This is a genomic window from Priestia sp. FW507-14D1A (assembly GCF_058781295.1).
Genome location: NZ_JBYSWQ010000006.1, coordinates 109,482 through 127,333 on the forward strand (window position 1 = coordinate 109,482; position 17,852 = coordinate 127,333).

General features: G+C 36.2%; 18 protein-coding genes. 8 read left to right on the plus strand and 10 right to left on the minus strand.

All coding sequences use genetic code 11. The annotated features are described in order from the left end of the window. Window positions 1-210 precede the first annotated feature (210 nt). Window positions 211-1,713, minus strand: coding sequence for a xylulokinase (gene xylB / locus AC3WJG_RS20025; RefSeq protein WP_337134077.1), 1,503 nt, complete (start codon window positions 1,711-1,713; stop codon window positions 211-213). Window positions 1,714-1,770: 57 nt separating this feature from the next. After that, a complete protein-coding gene (gene xylA / locus AC3WJG_RS20030; protein WP_028408894.1) occupies window positions 1,771-3,108 on the minus strand; it encodes a xylose isomerase in 1,338 nt (445 codons plus the stop codon). Window positions 3,109-3,342: 234 nt separating this feature from the next. Here xylA and xylR point away from each other — a divergent pair, with 234 nt between their 5' ends. Further along, on the plus strand, window positions 3,343-4,500 hold the full coding sequence (xylR, locus tag AC3WJG_RS20035) for a transcriptional repressor XylR (protein WP_028408895.1): 1,158 nt from the start codon (window positions 3,343-3,345) through the stop codon (window positions 4,498-4,500). 264 nt (window positions 4,501-4,764) lie between these two features. Here the strand turns inward: xylR and AC3WJG_RS20040 are convergent, their stop codons facing one another. Continuing rightward, window positions 4,765-5,661 (minus strand): TetR/AcrR family transcriptional regulator, encoded by an 897-nt coding sequence (locus AC3WJG_RS20040; RefSeq protein ID WP_060747477.1) that lies wholly within the window; start codon window positions 5,659-5,661, stop codon window positions 4,765-4,767. 239 nt (window positions 5,662-5,900) lie between these two features. Between AC3WJG_RS20040 and AC3WJG_RS20045 the strand changes: the two genes are divergently transcribed. Then, window positions 5,901-7,133 (plus strand): cytochrome P450, encoded by a 1,233-nt coding sequence (locus tag AC3WJG_RS20045; protein ID WP_337134078.1) that lies wholly within the window; start codon window positions 5,901-5,903, stop codon window positions 7,131-7,133. Window positions 7,134-7,311: 178 nt separating this feature from the next. Here AC3WJG_RS20045 and AC3WJG_RS20050 read toward each other — a convergent pair whose 3' ends face one another. Next, on the minus strand, window positions 7,312-7,776 hold the full coding sequence (locus AC3WJG_RS20050; RefSeq protein ID WP_060747479.1) for a hypothetical protein: 465 nt from the start codon (window positions 7,774-7,776) through the stop codon (window positions 7,312-7,314). A 246-nt stretch (window positions 7,777-8,022) separates the two neighbouring features. Here AC3WJG_RS20050 and AC3WJG_RS20055 point away from each other — a divergent pair, with 246 nt between their 5' ends. Both AC3WJG_RS20055 and AC3WJG_RS20060 read left to right on the plus strand, forming a co-directional pair. After that, window positions 8,023-8,445, plus strand: coding sequence for a CBS domain-containing protein (locus AC3WJG_RS20055; protein WP_337134079.1), 423 nt, complete (start codon window positions 8,023-8,025; stop codon window positions 8,443-8,445). Between the two features lie 65 nt (window positions 8,446-8,510). Further along, window positions 8,511-8,636 carry a hypothetical protein gene (locus tag AC3WJG_RS20060; RefSeq protein WP_255266906.1) on the plus strand — a complete coding sequence of 42 codons (126 nt, stop codon included), beginning with the start codon at window positions 8,511-8,513 and terminating at the stop codon, window positions 8,634-8,636. A 70-nt stretch (window positions 8,637-8,706) separates the two neighbouring features. Here the strand turns inward: AC3WJG_RS20060 and AC3WJG_RS20065 are convergent, their stop codons facing one another. Both AC3WJG_RS20065 and AC3WJG_RS20070 read right to left on the minus strand, forming a co-directional pair. After that, window positions 8,707-9,762, minus strand: coding sequence for an aldose epimerase family protein (locus AC3WJG_RS20065; RefSeq protein ID WP_337134080.1), 1,056 nt, complete (start codon window positions 9,760-9,762; stop codon window positions 8,707-8,709). A gap of 189 nt (window positions 9,763-9,951) precedes the next feature. Further along, the gene (locus AC3WJG_RS20070; RefSeq protein ID WP_060747482.1) at window positions 9,952-10,476 is read right to left on the minus strand and encodes a DinB family protein; all 525 of its coding nucleotides are present in this window, start codon (window positions 10,474-10,476) and stop codon (window positions 9,952-9,954) included. Between the two features lie 300 nt (window positions 10,477-10,776). On the opposite strand from AC3WJG_RS20070, the gene AC3WJG_RS20075 reads away from it, so the two are divergent. Continuing rightward, a complete protein-coding gene (locus AC3WJG_RS20075; RefSeq protein ID WP_028408901.1) occupies window positions 10,777-11,670 on the plus strand; it encodes a hypothetical protein in 894 nt (297 codons plus the stop codon). A gap of 63 nt (window positions 11,671-11,733) precedes the next feature. On the opposite strand, the gene fsa is transcribed toward AC3WJG_RS20075, so the two are convergent. Both fsa and AC3WJG_RS20085 read right to left on the minus strand, forming a co-directional pair. After that, the gene (fsa, locus tag AC3WJG_RS20080; RefSeq protein ID WP_013082751.1) at window positions 11,734-12,402 is read right to left on the minus strand and encodes a fructose-6-phosphate aldolase; all 669 of its coding nucleotides are present in this window, start codon (window positions 12,400-12,402) and stop codon (window positions 11,734-11,736) included. Window positions 12,403-12,462: 60 nt separating this feature from the next. Next, window positions 12,463-12,972, minus strand: coding sequence for a hypothetical protein (locus AC3WJG_RS20085; protein ID WP_025749002.1), 510 nt, complete (start codon window positions 12,970-12,972; stop codon window positions 12,463-12,465). A gap of 490 nt (window positions 12,973-13,462) precedes the next feature. Between AC3WJG_RS20085 and AC3WJG_RS20090 the strand changes: the two genes are divergently transcribed. Next, complete coding sequence (locus AC3WJG_RS20090) at window positions 13,463-13,759, plus strand: hypothetical protein (RefSeq protein ID WP_013082749.1); 297 nt, start codon at window positions 13,463-13,465, stop codon at window positions 13,757-13,759. A 108-nt stretch (window positions 13,760-13,867) separates the two neighbouring features. Here the strand turns inward: AC3WJG_RS20090 and AC3WJG_RS20095 are convergent, their stop codons facing one another. Continuing rightward, window positions 13,868-15,319 (minus strand): NADP-dependent glyceraldehyde-3-phosphate dehydrogenase, encoded by a 1,452-nt coding sequence (locus tag AC3WJG_RS20095; RefSeq protein WP_337134081.1) that lies wholly within the window; start codon window positions 15,317-15,319, stop codon window positions 13,868-13,870. 514 nt (window positions 15,320-15,833) lie between these two features. Here AC3WJG_RS20095 and AC3WJG_RS20100 point away from each other — a divergent pair. Further along, the gene (locus AC3WJG_RS20100; RefSeq protein WP_337134082.1) at window positions 15,834-15,974 is read left to right on the plus strand and encodes a hypothetical protein; all 141 of its coding nucleotides are present in this window, start codon (window positions 15,834-15,836) and stop codon (window positions 15,972-15,974) included. A gap of 486 nt (window positions 15,975-16,460) precedes the next feature. Further along, a complete protein-coding gene (locus AC3WJG_RS20105; protein ID WP_016763750.1) occupies window positions 16,461-16,616 on the plus strand; it encodes an aspartyl-phosphate phosphatase Spo0E family protein in 156 nt (51 codons plus the stop codon). 136 nt (window positions 16,617-16,752) lie between these two features. Here AC3WJG_RS20105 and AC3WJG_RS20110 read toward each other — a convergent pair whose 3' ends face one another. Then, window positions 16,753-17,721: an extracellular catalytic domain type 1 short-chain-length polyhydroxyalkanoate depolymerase gene (locus AC3WJG_RS20110; RefSeq protein ID WP_337134083.1), complete on the minus strand. Its 969-nt coding sequence runs from the start codon at window positions 17,719-17,721 to the stop codon at window positions 16,753-16,755. Between the last annotated feature and the right edge of the window lie 131 nt (window positions 17,722-17,852).

A 17,852-nucleotide genomic window follows, 5' to 3' on the forward strand; every position in this document is an offset into this window, starting at 1 on the left:
AACACAAAAGAAATTTTCGTCGTCTATTCGACTAACTGCTCTTATCCTCCCCTCCAATGTACGTATTTTTCTAGTGAATCAAATCTTACTACAGCATTTTCTATACTTCCTTTTGTGTCAGGTATATCGATATACAACCATAATTAATTGATACAAGCTACTTTCATATGAAGCTCCTTTTTAAAGTAAGGTTGCATATTTTGCAACTTATTACTTCCTTTTAAATTCGCCTAGCTTTTTACTTAAGTCGTTTGTTTGAAGGTAGACTTCTTTATATAATTCATAAAGCTGTTTATAGACTTGTACATGTTCTACGTTAGGATAATATGTTTTCGACGAGGTGATAAATACGTTTGCACACTCTTCCAATGAGTTATACCAGCCACAGCCATAAGCTGCTAGCATGGCTGCTCCTAACGCTGGGCCTTGTTCAGTAGACAACTTTACGATTTTTGCATTAAAAACGTCTGCTTGAATTTGAAGCCAATGATCATTTTTTGCTCCTCCCCCAATTGATACAATAGACGTAATTTCCTTTCCGCTTTCTCGAAAGATTTCCATTGATTCACTTAATGAAAACGTAATACCTTCAATAACTGCTCGCGTAAAGTCTCTCTTTTTATGAGAAGCGTCCATTCCTATAAAACTTCCCCGAATCGTAGCATCTGCATGCGGTGTACGTTCCCCAACTAAGTAAGGGGTAAATAAAAGGCCGTTTGATCCGATTGGTACATTTTTTAGGTCAGCCAACAATTCTTCAAACGTGTCGTTTTCTGCGAAATTTTCCTTAAACCAGCTTAAACTGTGACCCGCAGATAGCGTAACACCCATCGTATAAAAGGCATTTTCTTTTCCATGATTAAAATAATGGACTTTTCCATTAAAGTCTCTATCGCTTCGTTCCTCATAAGAAAGAACAACACCCGATGTCCCAATGCTACATAGTGTTTCCCCTGGCGATAAAATGCCGGCGCCAATTGCTCCGCAAGCATTATCAGCTCCACCTGCAAATACTTTTGTTGAAGTAGCTAACCCCGTTTTTTGAGAGAATAATTCACTAATATTGCCTATGCATTCACTAGATTCGACTAGTGGCGGACAAAGGTTAATATTGACTCCTACTAATTGGCAAAGCTCACTATCCCATTTTTTCTTGCTGATGTTTAATAATAATGTACCGGCAGCATCTGAATATTCACTATGAATAAAGCCGGTCATCTTAAAACGCAAATAGTCTTTGGGCAGCATAAATACAGCTGTTTTTTCAAATATATCCGGTTCATACTCTTTTACCCACAATAACTTAGGAAGAGTAAATCCTTCTAAAGCCTGGTTTTTTGTTATTTCTAAAAGACGTTTTTCTCCAATCACTTTATAGAGATGATGACATTGTTCTGTTGTTCTTGTGTCATTCCACAAAATGGCGTTACGTAATAGGTTATAGTTTTCATCCAGCAGCACAAGGCCATGCATCTGTCCAGAATAACTAATTCCTTCTATATCTTCGGGTTTTATATTGGCGTTAGCAATTAATTCATTTAAAGCACTAGCCGTCTGCTGCACCCATTCTTCAGGATTCTGTTCGCTATACCCTGTTTTTTCATGAAGGAGAGGATAATTTTTAGAAACCACAGCGCAAATCTCGCCTTTTGTATCAACTAAAACCGTTTTTACCGCACTTGTTCCTAGATCAATTCCAATTACATATTTCATCTTGATACCTCCGCGTTTATAAACGAGAGTAGAATTGTTTCTACTCTCGTTTGTCCTTTAAACTTCCAAAATATATTGATTTAAAATGGCCTTTAATCGTTCTTGTCTTCCTGATTTATTCACAATATTCGGATTTTTAAACGCGTACTGCTCCAGTGTATGGAAGTTCGCTTTTCCTTCCACAATCTCAAGCCCAATTCCCTCTTTAAAGCTGCTGTAGCGCTCGTTGATAACGTTTTCGAAAACACGATCTTCTACTAATTTATGTGCTACTTTCAATCCTCGAGCAAACGCATCCATTCCTGCTACATGAGCATAGAGTAAATCGTCTTGTTCAAAAGAACCTCTGCGTACTTTGGCATCAAAGTTTAATCCTCCGCTTCCCAGCCCTCCATTTTGCAGGATTTCATACATTGCTAGTGTTGTAGAATATAAATCCGTTGGGAATTCATCTGTATCCCAACCTAAAAGAGGGTCACCTTGGTTTGCATCCACCGATCCTAAGAAGCCTTGTACTCTAGCTACTCGTAATTCGTGTTCAAATGTATGCCCAGCTAACGTTGCGTGGTTAGCTTCTAGATTAAGTTTGAAGTATTTATCTAATCCGTATTGTCTTAAAAATGAAATAGTTGTTGCTGCATCGGTATCATACTGATGTGTCGTAGGCTCTTTAGGTTTAGGTTCAATTAAAAACTGCCCCGTATATCCAATTTCGGTTGCGTAATCTACAGCCATATGCATAAATCTAGCTAAGTTATCTAACTCTAACTGTAAATTTGTGTTAAGCAGTGTTTCATATCCCTCACGGCCGCCCCAGAATACATAATTTTCTGCGCCTAGTTCTTTTGCTGTTTCAAGCCCCTTTTTTACTTGAGCCGCCGCATAAGCAAATACATCTGCATTACAAGAAGTAGCTGCACCATGAACGAACCGGGGATTTGTAAACATATTCGCTGTGTTCCATAATAGCTTTACGTTACTTGTTTGCATATATTCTTTGATCATAGTGACGATAACATCAAGATTTTTATTTGTTTCTTGCAACGTACTGCCCTCAGGAGCAATGTCTCGATCATGAAATGCAAAGAATGGAACATTTAATGTTTCAAAAAGTTGAAAAGCTGCCTCAACTCTAGCTTTTGCTAAATCCATTCCATCATATCTATCCCAAGATCTTTGCATAGTAGCTGCGCCAAAAGGATCCGTACCATCTGCCGTAAACGTGTGCCAGTAAGCAATAGAAAAACGCAGCTGATCTTTCATTGTTTTACCGCCTACTACTTCTTCAGGATTATAGTATTTAAAAGCTAAAGGATTTTTAGAATCTTTACCTTCGTATAAAACTTTGTTTGCGCTTTCAAAATAATTAATTTTATTAGTACTAGTTTGGACCATTTGTCATTTCCCCCTTTGATTTAAGTGAACAAGCTTATCCATTCACTATCTTAATTCGGTTAGTTTGTTTACCCAATAAACTAACTTTATTTCATCATATACAAAATAAATGTTTATTTCAATGTTTTTTTTAGAAAATTTAGTTATAATATTAGATATGATACTTTTAAATATCTAATTCAAGCTTCAAAAAACACCAACTTAGTTCGATAGATAAACAAAGGAGTGGTTATTATTCAAATTGCAGATCAAGCTTTAGTAAAAAAAATGAATCAAAAATTAATATTAGATGAAATTTTAAAGAACTCCCCTATCTCCAGGGCAACTCTCTCTGAGATTACAGGATTAAACAAGTCTACTGTCTCCTCTCAAGTAAATACACTGCTTGAAAAAGATTTTATTTTTGAAATTGGGGCAGGGCAATCCAGAGGCGGCAGAAGACCTGTAATGCTTGTTTTTAATAAGAATGCAGGCTACTCGATCGGTATCGATATAGGAGTCGACTATCTTAACGGAATTCTAACCGACTTAGAAGGAAATATTATTCTTGAGAAGACTTCTGACTTGTCTAGTTCTTCTGCTAGTGAAGTAAAAGAGATTTTATTTGCACTTATCCATGGTTTTGTAACCCATATGCCTGAGTCCCCTTATGGTCTAGTGGGAATAGGGATTTGTGTTCCAGGTCTTGTAGATCGTCATCAGCAAATTATTTTTATGCCTAACTTAAATTGGAATATCAAAGATTTGCAGTTTTTAATTGAGAGTGAGTTTAATGTTCCGGTTTTTGTTGAAAATGAAGCTAATGCAGGAGCATACGGTGAAAAAGTATTTGGTATGACAAAAAACTATGAAAACATCGTTTACATCAGTATTAATGTCGGAATTGGAACTGGACTTGTTATTAATAACGAATTGTATAAAGGTGTTCAGGGTTTTTCTGGGGAAATGGGTCATATGACGATAGATTTTAATGGCCCCAAATGTAGCTGTGGAAATCGGGGCTGTTGGGAATTATATGCTTCTGAAAAAGCGTTACTGGCTTCGCTCTCTAAAGAAGAAAAGAATATTTCTCGAAAAGAGATTGTGGAACGCGCAAATAAAAATGATGTAGAAATGTTAAATGCACTTCAAAACTTTGGCTTTTATATCGGAATTGGATTAACCAATATTCTTAATACATTTGATGTAGAAGCTGTTATCTTGAGAAATCATATAATTGAATCTCATCCCATTGTTTTAAATACGATTAAAAACGAAGTTTCTTCTAGAGTCCATTCTCATTTAGACAATAAATGTGAACTATTGCCTTCTTCGTTAGGGAAAAATGCACCTGCTTTAGGAGCGGTTTCTATCGTTATTGATTCTTTTTTAAGTGTTACCCCTATAAGTTAGTTAAGTGAACGCAAAGGTTAGCAAACTATATCACGTTTGATCTTAAGAATGAAGCAGCTATTTTCGATTAATTGATTTTCTATAAAAGGGAAAGAATTACCCTCTTCTAATAAGAGTGTTATGTCTGTCTCCGCCACCTTTTCCATCCCATGCAGCCAGTCACCTATCATAACGGCAACTGGCTGTTTATATGTTATTGGCAACCTGCTCTTTTCTAAACTACGGAGAGTCTTGCCTTTTGGGTTAATTTACCTGCTTTTCAAATTATGAAGCATGTCTTGTCAGAGTAGTTATGACTTCTTTATATTCCTGTAACTCTTTGGTCTGTGCGAGAGTATTGATTTTCTCTAGCGATAAAAGAGAACTCTGAATAATAAATGTGCGAGGCTCCGTATCATTTTGCAGTAATTCATCAGATATAAACGTCACAAATTCCAGACTCTTCTTTTGTTCCTCTTCATTTGTTAGTTTATTTTCAATCACCCGTTTTAACTTCGCGGTTACGCGCGTAAGCTCAGTCGAAAAATGACTTTCTGTTTTCTCATTAAATACCGCAGAGTAAACGGAAGGATTAAATAACTGTTCTTTTTGTTCTGCTACTTTGATTACGATTTCCTCTGTACGCTTCATACAATAAGTGACGATTTGTTCGATAGGCAATGGATAGTTTAGTGCTTTATTCATTTTAAATATATTGTTAAGCATTCCTTCTAACAGCACGGCTCCATCAAATAAATAAGGAGAAGTCTTAGACGGGAAAATCTCCTGAAAGCGTTCATATATCCAGTTGAATGTTGCTGCTTTTAACTCCTCTATATATTGAAATGTTTTGACTTCATTTAAAACGAGTGTACTTTCAATCATTTCAGGAATTTTGTTTTGTTCTGCAAAGTTCAGCATAAAAATTATCTGTTCTTCAAATACCTTCTGGTTATCTCCTTTATATTCAATAGCTACTTTTTCTCTTTGTAGAATAAGTGATTCTTGCAAAGACGAAAGTAATGAGAGAAGTAGTTCGCTTTTAGATGAAAAATATTTATAAAATGTTCCTTTTGAAATACCGCTTCTTTCTAATATATCTTGTACCGAAGTGTCTACGTATCCTTTTTCCATAAAAAGCTGGTGCGTATGCCCTAAAATATCGAGCTGTTTTTGATTCATTGCTGCTACTCCTCTGTTTACAATTTACTTTTTATTTAGTATAACTTATCTGCCTTTTCCTACGTGAATTTTATCCTTTTTCCTTGATAAACAACTAAAAATAATTATATACTATTAGTACATTTTTATACATTTATTCAACAAAGTAATTATTTATATCTAGCAAGTAACAACTACTAAGCGCTATGTAGCTAGTAGATTCCAAATTTATACCTATTCTGAAGGAGGAATAAGATCATATGAACAAAGAAGTCATTCCCGTTACAGAAATCCCAAAATTCCAATCACGTGCAGAAGAGTTTTTCCCTATCCACTGGTATAAAGAAATGCTGAACAACTACCCTGTTTATTTTCATGAAGAAACAAACACATGGAATGTATTCCAATACGACCATGTTAAACAAGTCTTGAGCAACTACGAATTTTTTTCAAGTGATGGGCAAAGAACCACTATTTTTGTTGGAGATAATAGTAAGAAAAAAAGCACATCTCCAATTACCAATCTTACAAACTTAGATCCTCCTGACCACCGGAAAGCGCGATCTTTGCTTGCTGCAGCCTTTACTCCTCGCAGTTTAAAGAACTGGGAACCGCGAATCAAACAAATTGCAGCAGACCTTGTAGAAGCGATACAAAAGAATTCAACTATTAATATTGTTGACGATTTATCTTCTCCTTTTCCTAGTTTAGTTATAGCAGATCTATTCGGCGTACCGGTAAAAGACCGATATCAGTTCAAAAAATGGGTAGATATTCTGTTTCAGCCTTATGACCAAGAAAGATTAGAAGAGATTGAACAAGAAAAGCAGCGTGCAGGAGCTGAATATTTTCAATACCTCTACCCGATTGTCATTGAAAAGCGCTCCAACCTTTCTGATGATATTATCTCAGACTTAATTCAAGCCGAAGTTGATGGTGAAACATTCACAGATGAAGAAATTGTACACGCTACCATGCTGCTTTTAGGTGCAGGAGTTGAAACCACAAGTCACGCCATTGCAAATATGTTTTATTCTTTTTTATATGACGACGAGTCGTTATACAGCGAGCTGAGAAACAATAGAGAATTAGCTCCAAAAGCAGTAGAAGAAATGCTTCGATATAGGTTTCACATCTCCAGACGAGATCGGGCGGTTAAACAAGATAACGATTTATTAGGCGTTAAGCTAAAAAAAGGAGATGTTGTTATTGCGTGGATGAGCGCATGTAATATGGATGAGAATATGTTTAAAAACCCTTTTTCTGTAGACATTCATCGCCAAACTAATAAAAAACACTTAACGTTTGGGAACGGACCTCATTTTTGCTTGGGCGCCCCTCTTGCTCGACTTGAAATGACAATCATATTAGAAGCCTTTTTAGAGGCCTTTTCTCATATCGAACCATTTGAAGATTTTGAATTAGAATCGAATTTAACAGCTTCAGCTACCGGTCAATCTTTAACGTATTTGCCGATGACGGTGTACAGATAAAGGTTATGTGCATGACAAAGTAGAGAAACATGAAAGAAGTCTATCTTCTCTCATGTTTCTCTTTTCCTTTATTATCTCGTTTAATTATTTATGTACCAAGTTTAGGAGGCCGTTAATATGATTTAAAGCAGACAGTGCCGAAATTTAAGTGGCGATGAGCTGGTTAACGAAATATCAGCTATTGCCTTCTCTGCCTTAATACATCTTCTATAAAATGCTGATAAAAATAATTAATAAGAGCAGTCGCAATCGAGATGACAAAAAGTTGAAAACGCGTCATGTTGACCATTTTGTATACCTTTAGTTTTTCTGCCAGACTCGTCAAAGGATAAGCAAATAGATAATCAAATAGAACGTTAATCAGCAAATATTTTTTGAAACTTCCATAGGTCAGCTTGAACACCCAAAAATTAGCTACAAAAAATGGTCCAAAGATAAAAGATATATCGCTTGCAAGTTTAGGAAAAAGAGGTTTTCTTACTTTCCACCAAGTAAAGCTTTTAGATAACTCACTGATAAAAGCAATAACCAATGAACTAAACGTTAAAACAGGTAGGTATCGTTTAAAAACAAATTTATCAACTTTTACTATAGACAGCCAAGGCAATAAAAGTACTGCCAAAAGCGTTAACTTTCCTTTCATTATGTACCCAACTCCTGCCGTTATGAAAATGTAAGCTAGATAATTTCCTCTTTAGTTTGTGTAATAGGCTCTTTTTTATGTGCTTGTTACACTGCTTTAGTTCTTTTATTCTCCTTTTATTACAAGATTTTTTCCTTTCTTTATTTTAATCCTGTACTTTTTTGCTTTTAGGAAATTATTGATTCTCATATTCTGCATGTGCATGGAGAAAATACGGAGGTGAATGTTTAAAAGGAGGAATTAAAAATGACTACAGTACGTGAAGTTATGACTAAAGATGTGCAAGCTTGTGCACCGCACGATCCAGTAACAGCAGCTGCAAAATTAATGCGTGATATTAATTGTGGTTCTGTGCCGGTGTGTCAAGAAAATCGAGTAATGGGAATGATCACAGACCGTGATATCGTATTAAACTGCGTGGCGGATGGAAAAGATTGCAGCACTGTGCATTGCCATGATTGTATGACTAAAGATGTAATTACGTGTTCTCCGGATACGGATATTCACGAGTGTGCACGTATGATGGCTGACCATCAAATTCGCCGCATTATTGTAGTGGAGAATAATAATATGGTTGGAATCTGTGCAATCGGCGACCTTGCGACAGTGAACGTATATGTTGATGAGGCCGGTGCAGCATTAAGCGAAATTTCTAACCAAGTTCATTAAAACCTTTCAGCATATAAACCCTTAATGCTTGTACAAAATAACCCTGTCTGCAAGGAGGTGCTAACATGCCAAATTTAAACGATAACAAATTTAAAAAGATTCAGTCTGAGAGTCAAAAGCAAGGAAAGTCTCAAGAAGAATATGCGGCTGAGCTTGACGCTAATCGTGCAAAAAGCCAACAGAAAAAGTAACACTAAAAAAAAGGATTACAATCGGCAGAGGCTCGTTTGTAACCCTTTTTGTCTTTGTCATCCCGTTTTGTTACAGGCTGCGATCAGTTATAAATGTATAGTGAGTATGCGCTTCATACTTCTCACCTGGCTTTAATACACAAGAAGGAAAATGCTGATGATGAATAGCGTCTGGTAAACCTTGTGTTTCTAGGCAAACACCGAGGTATTTCTCTGAGTGAACGCCTCTAATTTCAAATTCTTCGTCTAGATGATTTCCAGTATAGAGAACAACTGAAGGCTGATCCGTTTTGACTTCTATTTTGCGGCCGCTTGCAGGATCAAATAATGACATCTGATTTTCAGCTTCTGCTTCTAAAAGAAATGGATGATCGAATCCTTTACCCACTAATATATTTTGCGGATGTGTAGAGTCCACACCTTCCTTGAGACTATGTCCTTCTCTAAAATCAAATGGAGTATCTGTGACGTTTAACACTTCTCCAGTAGGTAAAAGATCATCATTCAACTCTAAGAATTCGTTACTTTTCAACTTCAAAACATGATCCAAGACCGTTTCTTTTAGATTTCCGCTTAAATTGAAATACGTATGGTTTGTTAGATTGATAAGAGTGTCTTGATCTGTTGTTCCTTCATAAGAAATATGGAACTCATTTTTATTCGTTAATGTATACATAACTTTCACTTCAAGGTTGCCGGGATACCCTTCTTCTCCGTCTTTACTTACATATGTAAATTCAACACCTACATGATCACTTGCTTCAATTATTTTGGCATTCCATATTTTGTGACTAAATCCTTCTGATCCGCCATGCAAGTGGTTGTTTCCTTCATTTTTCTCTAGACGATAGGTTTCATTATTAAGCTCAAAAGCTGCTCCACCTATACGCCCTGCTACGCGTCCGACCACAGCTCCGAAATAAGGAGAATACTTTTGGTATTCTTCTATTGAATCAAATCCCAATACAACACTTTCAATCTTCCCTTCAGAATCCGGCATTTCAATATTTGATATTACACATCCATAGTCAAGGCAGGTGATTTTAAGCCCTTCATCATTTAATAAGGTATAAGCATGTACAGCTTGATTGTTTAGTTCGCCAAATTTCTCTGAGTTCACTTTCACTTTTAATCAGTCCAATCCTCTTTTTATTCGTAAATTGCTTAACGGACCCTACATGTTATAAACATCGGATATGTTGTTATAGTTCCCTCTGCAATCCTTCCTGAATCTTCATTATTCTCATTTTATTGTAATCGTGTACATTTCTTAATTCAAGCTTGAATGATAAAGGCTGGCCACTGTATGTCACTGCTATTTCTTCAGTATTCCTAAGTATTCTCCCCAAGGTCCTACATCTTCTCTATATCGTTCTGCCATTACTCTAACAATTTGCGCAATATGCGTTAAGTCATGAGCAACCCAAGTCGAGAGCAGCTCTCTCACTTTTACTTCCCCAAACTCCGGGTGTTCTCCTCTCACTTCCAGATGTTTTTCGTGCTTAACTAGGAGCTTTAGTTGATGTAAATTCTGTATTCTTACCTTTTTGAATTCAAGAAGCTTCTCTTCAATAGAACTAGCAGATTCCTTGTTTAAATGGGCATAGCGGTCAAACGGAGGAAAAGCTCCCTCTTTACCTTTTTGAAGGATAAATTCTAGCCTTGGTATCCAATTGTTTTTTTCTGCTTCTATTAAATGTTCTATGACTTCGGAGGTATTCCACGTTCCTTCTCCTTCATTGCATTGCAGCCACCCTGCAGATAGACCAGACAAAAGTTTTTCGAGCGTTTGTGGTGTATGCCCAAGTATTTCAATCGCTTCTTTTAAATTAAAATTCATATCAATTCCCCTTTCTCGACCTAATGAAGCTGAGCTGTCAGTTATGTAAATCCTTTAGAGATTATAGTCAATTTTACCATAATTCGCTTCTATTAAAGGAGCCAACTATTTTTCTAATTCCTTTTATGATGACTAAAATAAAAAGAGAACGTACGTTTGGTTTTTCTCTAGAAATATGATAAAATATATATAGGCTAAAACGCAGTGAGTATCAGTCTGAATAGGCACTGCTCATTCGTAAAATAGATTGCTAGCAACTTTTCATCTTGAGCTTTCCGTGTGAATTGGAGTGAGACAACAGTGAGTAAAAATCAAAAGCGATGGACAAAAGAAGAAGATAGGTTTCTCATCGAACATTACGGCGTGATGACGCTTCAAGAGATGGGTAAGTATTTATATAGAAGCAAGGAATCGGTTAATAAACGACTTACTCGATTAAATCTTCGTGCTTCGGATACAGCTTTGCGTAAAAAATGGACGCTTGAACAAGATGCTTTTTTGCAGGAGAACATCGATATCATGAATAACCGTGAAATGGCACACTCCTTAGGCAGAAGTCCTTCTTCTATTGCTACGCGCATAAAAGTTTTGGGACTAACACGAAAAACGGCGATGCGAAGATGGACAGTACAAGAAGACGAATATTTGCTAAGGTATTACGGGATAAAACCTCTTTCACACATATCAGCTAAATTACAGCGAAGTGTGCAAGCGTTAGAATCGAGGTTGAACCGTTTAGAAGTGTATGGAGCGAAAGCACACGTAGGACACATTACAGCGTGTGAACTAGCAGCCTGCCTTGAAGTAGATGTTCATACAATTTATAAGTGGATTCATAAAGAGAAACTACCGTATAAAATGATCATCGCCAAGACCAGAAAATTTATGGGAATTGACATTCAATCTTTTTGGAAGTGGGCTGAACAAAATAAATCGTGCCTTAACTTTTTTAAAATACCTAAAAATACGCTTATTCCAGAACCGGCGTGGGTGAATGAACAAAGAAAACTAGACTATGTAAAACGCCCTAAATACGAGCATAAAAAGTGGACAGCAGAAGAAGATGCGAGATTGTGGCGTATGTTTTATCAGGAAAAGCGCAATCAGCGAGAAATTGGGCAGCTGCTCGGGCGTTCGAGAAATAGCGTGCAGCGACGCTTAGAGCGTTTACGTAAAAAGAAACTAGCTAGTTAAACGATAAAAAGCTTGGAATAAGCTATGCTTACCCCAAGCTTTTTTTATTGATATAACTTTTTGTTAAGCTTTAACTGCTTTTTCCCAATCTGCTGCAAATTTTTCCATTCCTTGGTCAGTTAACGGATGTTTTGCTAATTGCTCAATAACAGCGTATGGAATTGTGGCAATATGGGCTCCTGCAAGTGCTACACGCGTTACATGATCCGGATGTCTTACAGATGCCGCAATAATTTGAGAGTCGATGTTTTGAACGCGGAATAACTCAGCAATTTTAGATACCAGCTGTACTCCGTCTTCTGAAATATCATCAAGACGTCCTAAAAATGGAGAAACATACGTCGCTCCAGCACGAGCTGCTAAAAGCGCTTGGTTTACTGTAAAGATCAGGGTTACATTTGTTTTTACGCCTTTTTTAGCAAGGTAGCGCGTCGCTTCCAAGCCAGCTAATGTCATAGGCAGCTTAATCGTAATGTTTTTATCTCCGTCGTTAATTTTAATCAGTTCTTCAGCTTGAGCAATCATGTCTTCAGCAGAAAGTGCGTCAGGCGTTACCTCAGCGGAAACGGATTCAACTTCCGGTACCATTTGAAGAATTTCTTCAATGCGGTCTTCAAATCTTACGCCTTCTTTTGCTACTAAAGATGGATTGGTTGTCACACCAGCTAGAACACCTACTTTGTATGCTTTTTTAATATCCTCAAGGTTTGCTGTATCAATAAAAAATTTCATCTCACTATTCCTCCTTATTGTTATACATCAATCTGCATTTCAACTTGCGCGAACTATAGCCTAGCCAATTTGCTGCAGGGCATATAGATTTTCTATAGAAGCGTTTTCAATCTCTTTTGCAGTTAATACCTTTAATTTTTCTAAAAATTGTATAGCGTCTACTCGGTCTTCGATGTCTTCCTCTGTACGAATATTCTCCGTTTTAATCTGATGGATACATTCGTTGATGACTTCTTTGTACGCATTCGTTTGGATAAACCATTCTGCTAATAGCGTTTTTGTTGCTTCTCTTTCTTCTTCACTTTTAACTGCAAACAAACTCTCTGTTTCCGTTTCACTCAGCATAAGGCTGCTAAAATCGTGATTCATACAAAGCCAAAAATAACCTTTTTGGCTATCGTAATACTTTCCTTCTCTTAAAAGAAAATACTTGATTCCAAATTTAATTTTATGAGATTGGTTCTCTGAACTCGGCATATGAATTTCTTTTATTTCTACGCTTTCTGATACATCCAGATATGTTTCTAAACCGTACTTTGTATTCACTACTTTTGCATCCAATATGTCCATCCTCATTCTCCTTTTCTCAAATTCTATTTATTTTTATAAAAACAGAGGTCTGATTTTATGTAATAACGAATCCCATTTTTGTGGATGTTTTTCTTAACCAACCGACATGTTTTACTGTTTACGCTTTCATTATATATCAGATTATTCGAAAAAACATCAAAAACAATCAAATTCATTCAAAAAAAGTCATAAAAACATAAAAAATAGTCAAAAAAGGTCATTGTTCCTTAAAAATAGATGAACTTTTATGTTGATTGCGTGCCTCAATGTTTCTTAAGGTAATTACCTTTTCCAAAAAAACGCCTTTTATTACATACCCTTTCTGGAAAAATATACTCATTCGTTTCACCATTTTTTCACTTTAACATGATATCCTGTAGTATACTTTTGTTTCACGTGCTAATTCCCATGATTTTTTGCTATTTAAGGTTATTCATTTTTATTAGTGGGAAAGTTACATAAATACAACACGTTATAGGGGGACTTTAACATGGATAAGAGAATTGAAACATTAAAAGAAAAGCTGCCTGATAATCATAAGGAGGTTGCTGTTCTGACCTCTCATATTTTTGATGCGCTTGATAAATTAACAACTGAACATCGCAGATATGTTGATATTTCGGCAGCAGCCAAAATAAAGCCGAATCCGGATGAAGAGAAAGCTTTTTTTGATACCATTTATCAAGTGAAAACACTCATTATGTCAGAGCTTGAAAAAACCGTTGAGGATATCGAACATAAAGGTGATAAAAACTGGCATAAGAACTACAAAGATGGAATCGAGTGATAGGTAAATAAAACGTTTAAAAGCCTGTGTTTTTTGGAGCACAGGCTTTTTCCCATGAGATTCTCTACACTCTACTGGCTTGATTTGAAGAGCTCTTGGAATTCAAAATCATTGAAGATTTAATACCGTTACTTTTTCACGAGTCATGGATTCAATACTTTTACGAATGCCTTGAGCACCCATACCGGATCCTTTTATGCCGATAAAAGGAAAATGATCAGGACCGCGTTCCGTGCGTCCGTTGATTTGAACGGATCCTACTTCAATTTTATTTGCAATTGAGAAGGCTTTATTAATATCTTTTGTAAAAACGCTTGCTTGTAAGCCAAATTCTGATTCGTTTGCTATATCAACGGCTTCTTGATCAGAAGCGACGCGGATAATTGGTAACACAGGACCGAATGGTTCTTCCCATGCCACGCGCATAGTATCATTCACGTCATCTAAAAGCGTAGGATAGATAAGGTTTCCTTCACGCTTGTTTCCAGTCACAACTGTTGCACCTTTTCCTAGTGCATCTGCAATTAAAATCTGAATAAAGTCCGCTGCTTTGCTATCAATTAATGGAACGATCGTACATCCATCTTCAGGAGAACCGACTGATAGTTTATGTACTTCTTCTTTTAAAATATTTACGAGCTCGTTTGCCACTTTTTCATGCACAAGTACACGTTTAATAGCTGTACAGCGCTGACCGGAATAAGAAAATGCTCCGCTTATAATATGTTTTGCTGCTTCTTGTAAATCTGCGTCTTCACATACAATACCCGGGTCTTTTCCTCCAAGTTCTAATACAAGAGGAATCATGCCTGCCTTTTTAGCTAATTGAGTACCCGTATTTGTTCCCCCGGTAAATGAAATCATGTTAATGCCTTTATGTTCAACCAAATAATCCCCAATAACAGATCCGCGGCCCGTTACGACGTTTACAAGACCTTGTGGAATACCTTCTTGATGAAGAGCTTCAATCATCTTAATACCGCTGATCGCTCCTTGCGTTGCGGGTTTGAAGATAACGGCATTTCCTGAAATAAGCGCAGGCGCCAGTTTAGCAGCTGCTAAATTTACCGGATAATTAAAAGGAGGAATTGCGAGGATCACCCCTAAAGGCACGCGTTCAACAATGGCAACTTTAGACTTAGAACCGCCAGGAAAACTATCTCCCTTCATGCTTTCTCCGTTCATATGAAGGGCTTCTTCAACTGTATAGCGAATGAAATCTGCTGTGCGCACTACTTCATTCCTTGCATCTTTTAAGCTTTTTCCAACTTCCTTCATAATAATTTCGGCAATTTCACTCTGCATTCTTACCAGCTCATCCGCCCAGTTGTATAAATACTTGGCACGTTCTTGGAGAGAAATTTCTGCCCACCCTTTCTGAGCTTTTTGCGCGGCATGTACTGCTTCATCGACCTCTTCTTTTGTGATAGCCTGCACTTTTCCAATCACGTCATGACGGTATGGAGAAACAATGTCAATTGTCTGCCCCGATTTGCTTTCTTTCCACTCACCGTTAAGATAAAAAGAATAAGTTGATACATTTAATACCGTTGTTGTCATAAAAAGTCCCCCTTAATAAAAGTAAAATTATTATCAAAATTTTCAGTCTTTTTTACCAATGAAAACTCTGTGAATATCTGAGCAAAAAGAATTCTAGGTGCATCCATTTCTATACCTTTTTATATCGCTTGTAACTTCCTTAAACTTGTTGTCTTTAAAACAGCAGCTTTTCTCTTTTCGACTCAAAATCAAAGCATCATATAATTAAATGAATATTTTGTATTTTTAATATATATAAATTTCTTTCATTCGTACAATACAAAAAAGTTATCTCAACGATTAATAATGTTAATGATTTATGTCCTCCATACGAAAAAAATTTATGGCTTCCTACTTTTTTAGGGAAAATAGGAGTTTTAAGCTCCCTTGATTATATTTATTTTGAGGGAGATATTGAGGAGATGTGCCCTACTCTTTTTGTTCTATGTGTTGAGAAAATAAAATAAGGGTATATAATAAATATAGGAAAATGAAGATAAAAGTAGAATATATATTCTAAAGGGAGGGATTTATTGTGATTGTTACTTTAGGTTTTGCGGCATCAATTATTGCTTTGTTTATGCTTTTTACTAATCGGACGTCCAATATCCCGGAAGAAATCATCCATGACACAACAAATGTTAATAAAGAAGAGCAGTATGTGTATTATATATAAAGCGTCTTAATAGACGCTTTTTTGTTGTGCTTTTTACAAAGTCTATAGCGGTTAGAAACGCCCCTCACCTATCATTTATCTTTATTTGTCAGTGCCTGATAGCCATAAATAGTTAAGCAGAAACTAATAAACGAAAAAAAGATATGTTTTGGCTTAAAGTTGACTAACTTAAATAAGTCTAATCTTATGTTAACATGCCTAAATGTAATCGGATTATGCCTATAAAAACAGGATAAGCTCTGTGGCTCTGTGAGTTATTTACACCCGGTGGAAGAATCACAATTAAGACAAAGCATAGCTTCCAGCAAAACGTTTAAGAGCTAATTCTTTTTAAATGAAAATATCTGAATTCAAAATACGACAGACTTCGACACTATCTATTTGTTACTATATTTTTTAGGTTCTATTTTTAGATTGGAACCATTTTTACATAAATCATTCAACAATTTAAGCCTTTAAAATGACGTGGCAAGTGGAGGAAACTTAATGTGTTTCAAATGTAGACTACTGCTGATAAAGATAGAATTTATACGAAAAATGATGATGATGATCGCCCTAGAAGAAGGGTTTACAAGTAGTAATACGATTAAAATCAGTCAGGATCTCGATGTATTGTTAAATCGGTTTGAAGCTACTTGTTAAAAAATGCTGGTGGATAACAGAAAAAGGATCTTTCGATAAGATCCTTTTTTACTGTTGGTAGACGATTATTTGTTTCAAAAAAATGAAAGGCTAACGTTATTTAGTAGCATATTGTGATCTCTCTTTCGTCCTCTATTTAATCATTATGGGCTTCAAAAAAATCCCACATCATTTTTGAAGCATTAGGACCTTTTGAATCAGTATCCGATCCATTGTCATTTCCTCCTGACCATGCATGCCCCATATCCTCTACCATAATTTTTTTCATCCAGATTTTATTTTCTGTATCTACGTAGTCATACGTTATGTAACTATAATGATTTTCGTTTTCCCTTGAAGTATAAGAAGCTGCATTTTCATGTAGGTCGATACCGAAATTCTTATATGTATAAATCCACTGCTGAATGAATGTAGACGCATTAATTGGATTGACTGTTGTATCTGATTGACCATGAAACGTAATGATGGGAACAGGCCGTGCATAAGGTCCCATTTTTTTATAAGCTTCATCACCGTCAAGCTCAGGATTTAAAGAGCCGTATAGCATGACTTCTCCAGCTGTGATGAGGTCTACGGCATACGCATTACTTCCTGCTGAATGAATGCCTACTGCTTTGAATACATCAGGATAAGCAATAGCCATCACATTTGCCATAAAGCCTCCAGCTGACATACCAGCAAGGTAAATATTAGCAGGATCAACAGCATATTTAGCGGTTATGTGATCAATCATATCTTTTATTATGTCTGGCTCTCCATTACCGCGAAACTGGTTATACTCATAAAACCAATTCCAGCACCCGTTGGAATTAGCAAAGTAATTCATTTGAGGATAGAGAACAATAAAGCCTTTTTCTTCCGCTAGCTTATTCATCTCCGTACCTGTCGCAAAATCATCTGCATCTTGTTGGCATCCATGAAGCATAACGATTAATGGTACTTTACTTAACCCAGTATATGTACTTGGAACATACACCTTGTAGGTAAAATAATCATCATAATTATACTCTTTCCAAATAGGTTGAAAGAACACGCTCTGTAATTCTATTAAAAACGTAGAAGCAGTTAAAACTGGGTTCGTAAAAAAGGAATATAAAATATTCATGAAGTTTACCCTCTCTCTATTTCTGATGTATATACTCTTTATTTCGTTATATCACAAAATAATCCTTTTATTGTGACGCTGATCTTTTATATGTCTCTAATTTTTTTTCTTCATTCTTTAGTCGTACCAAT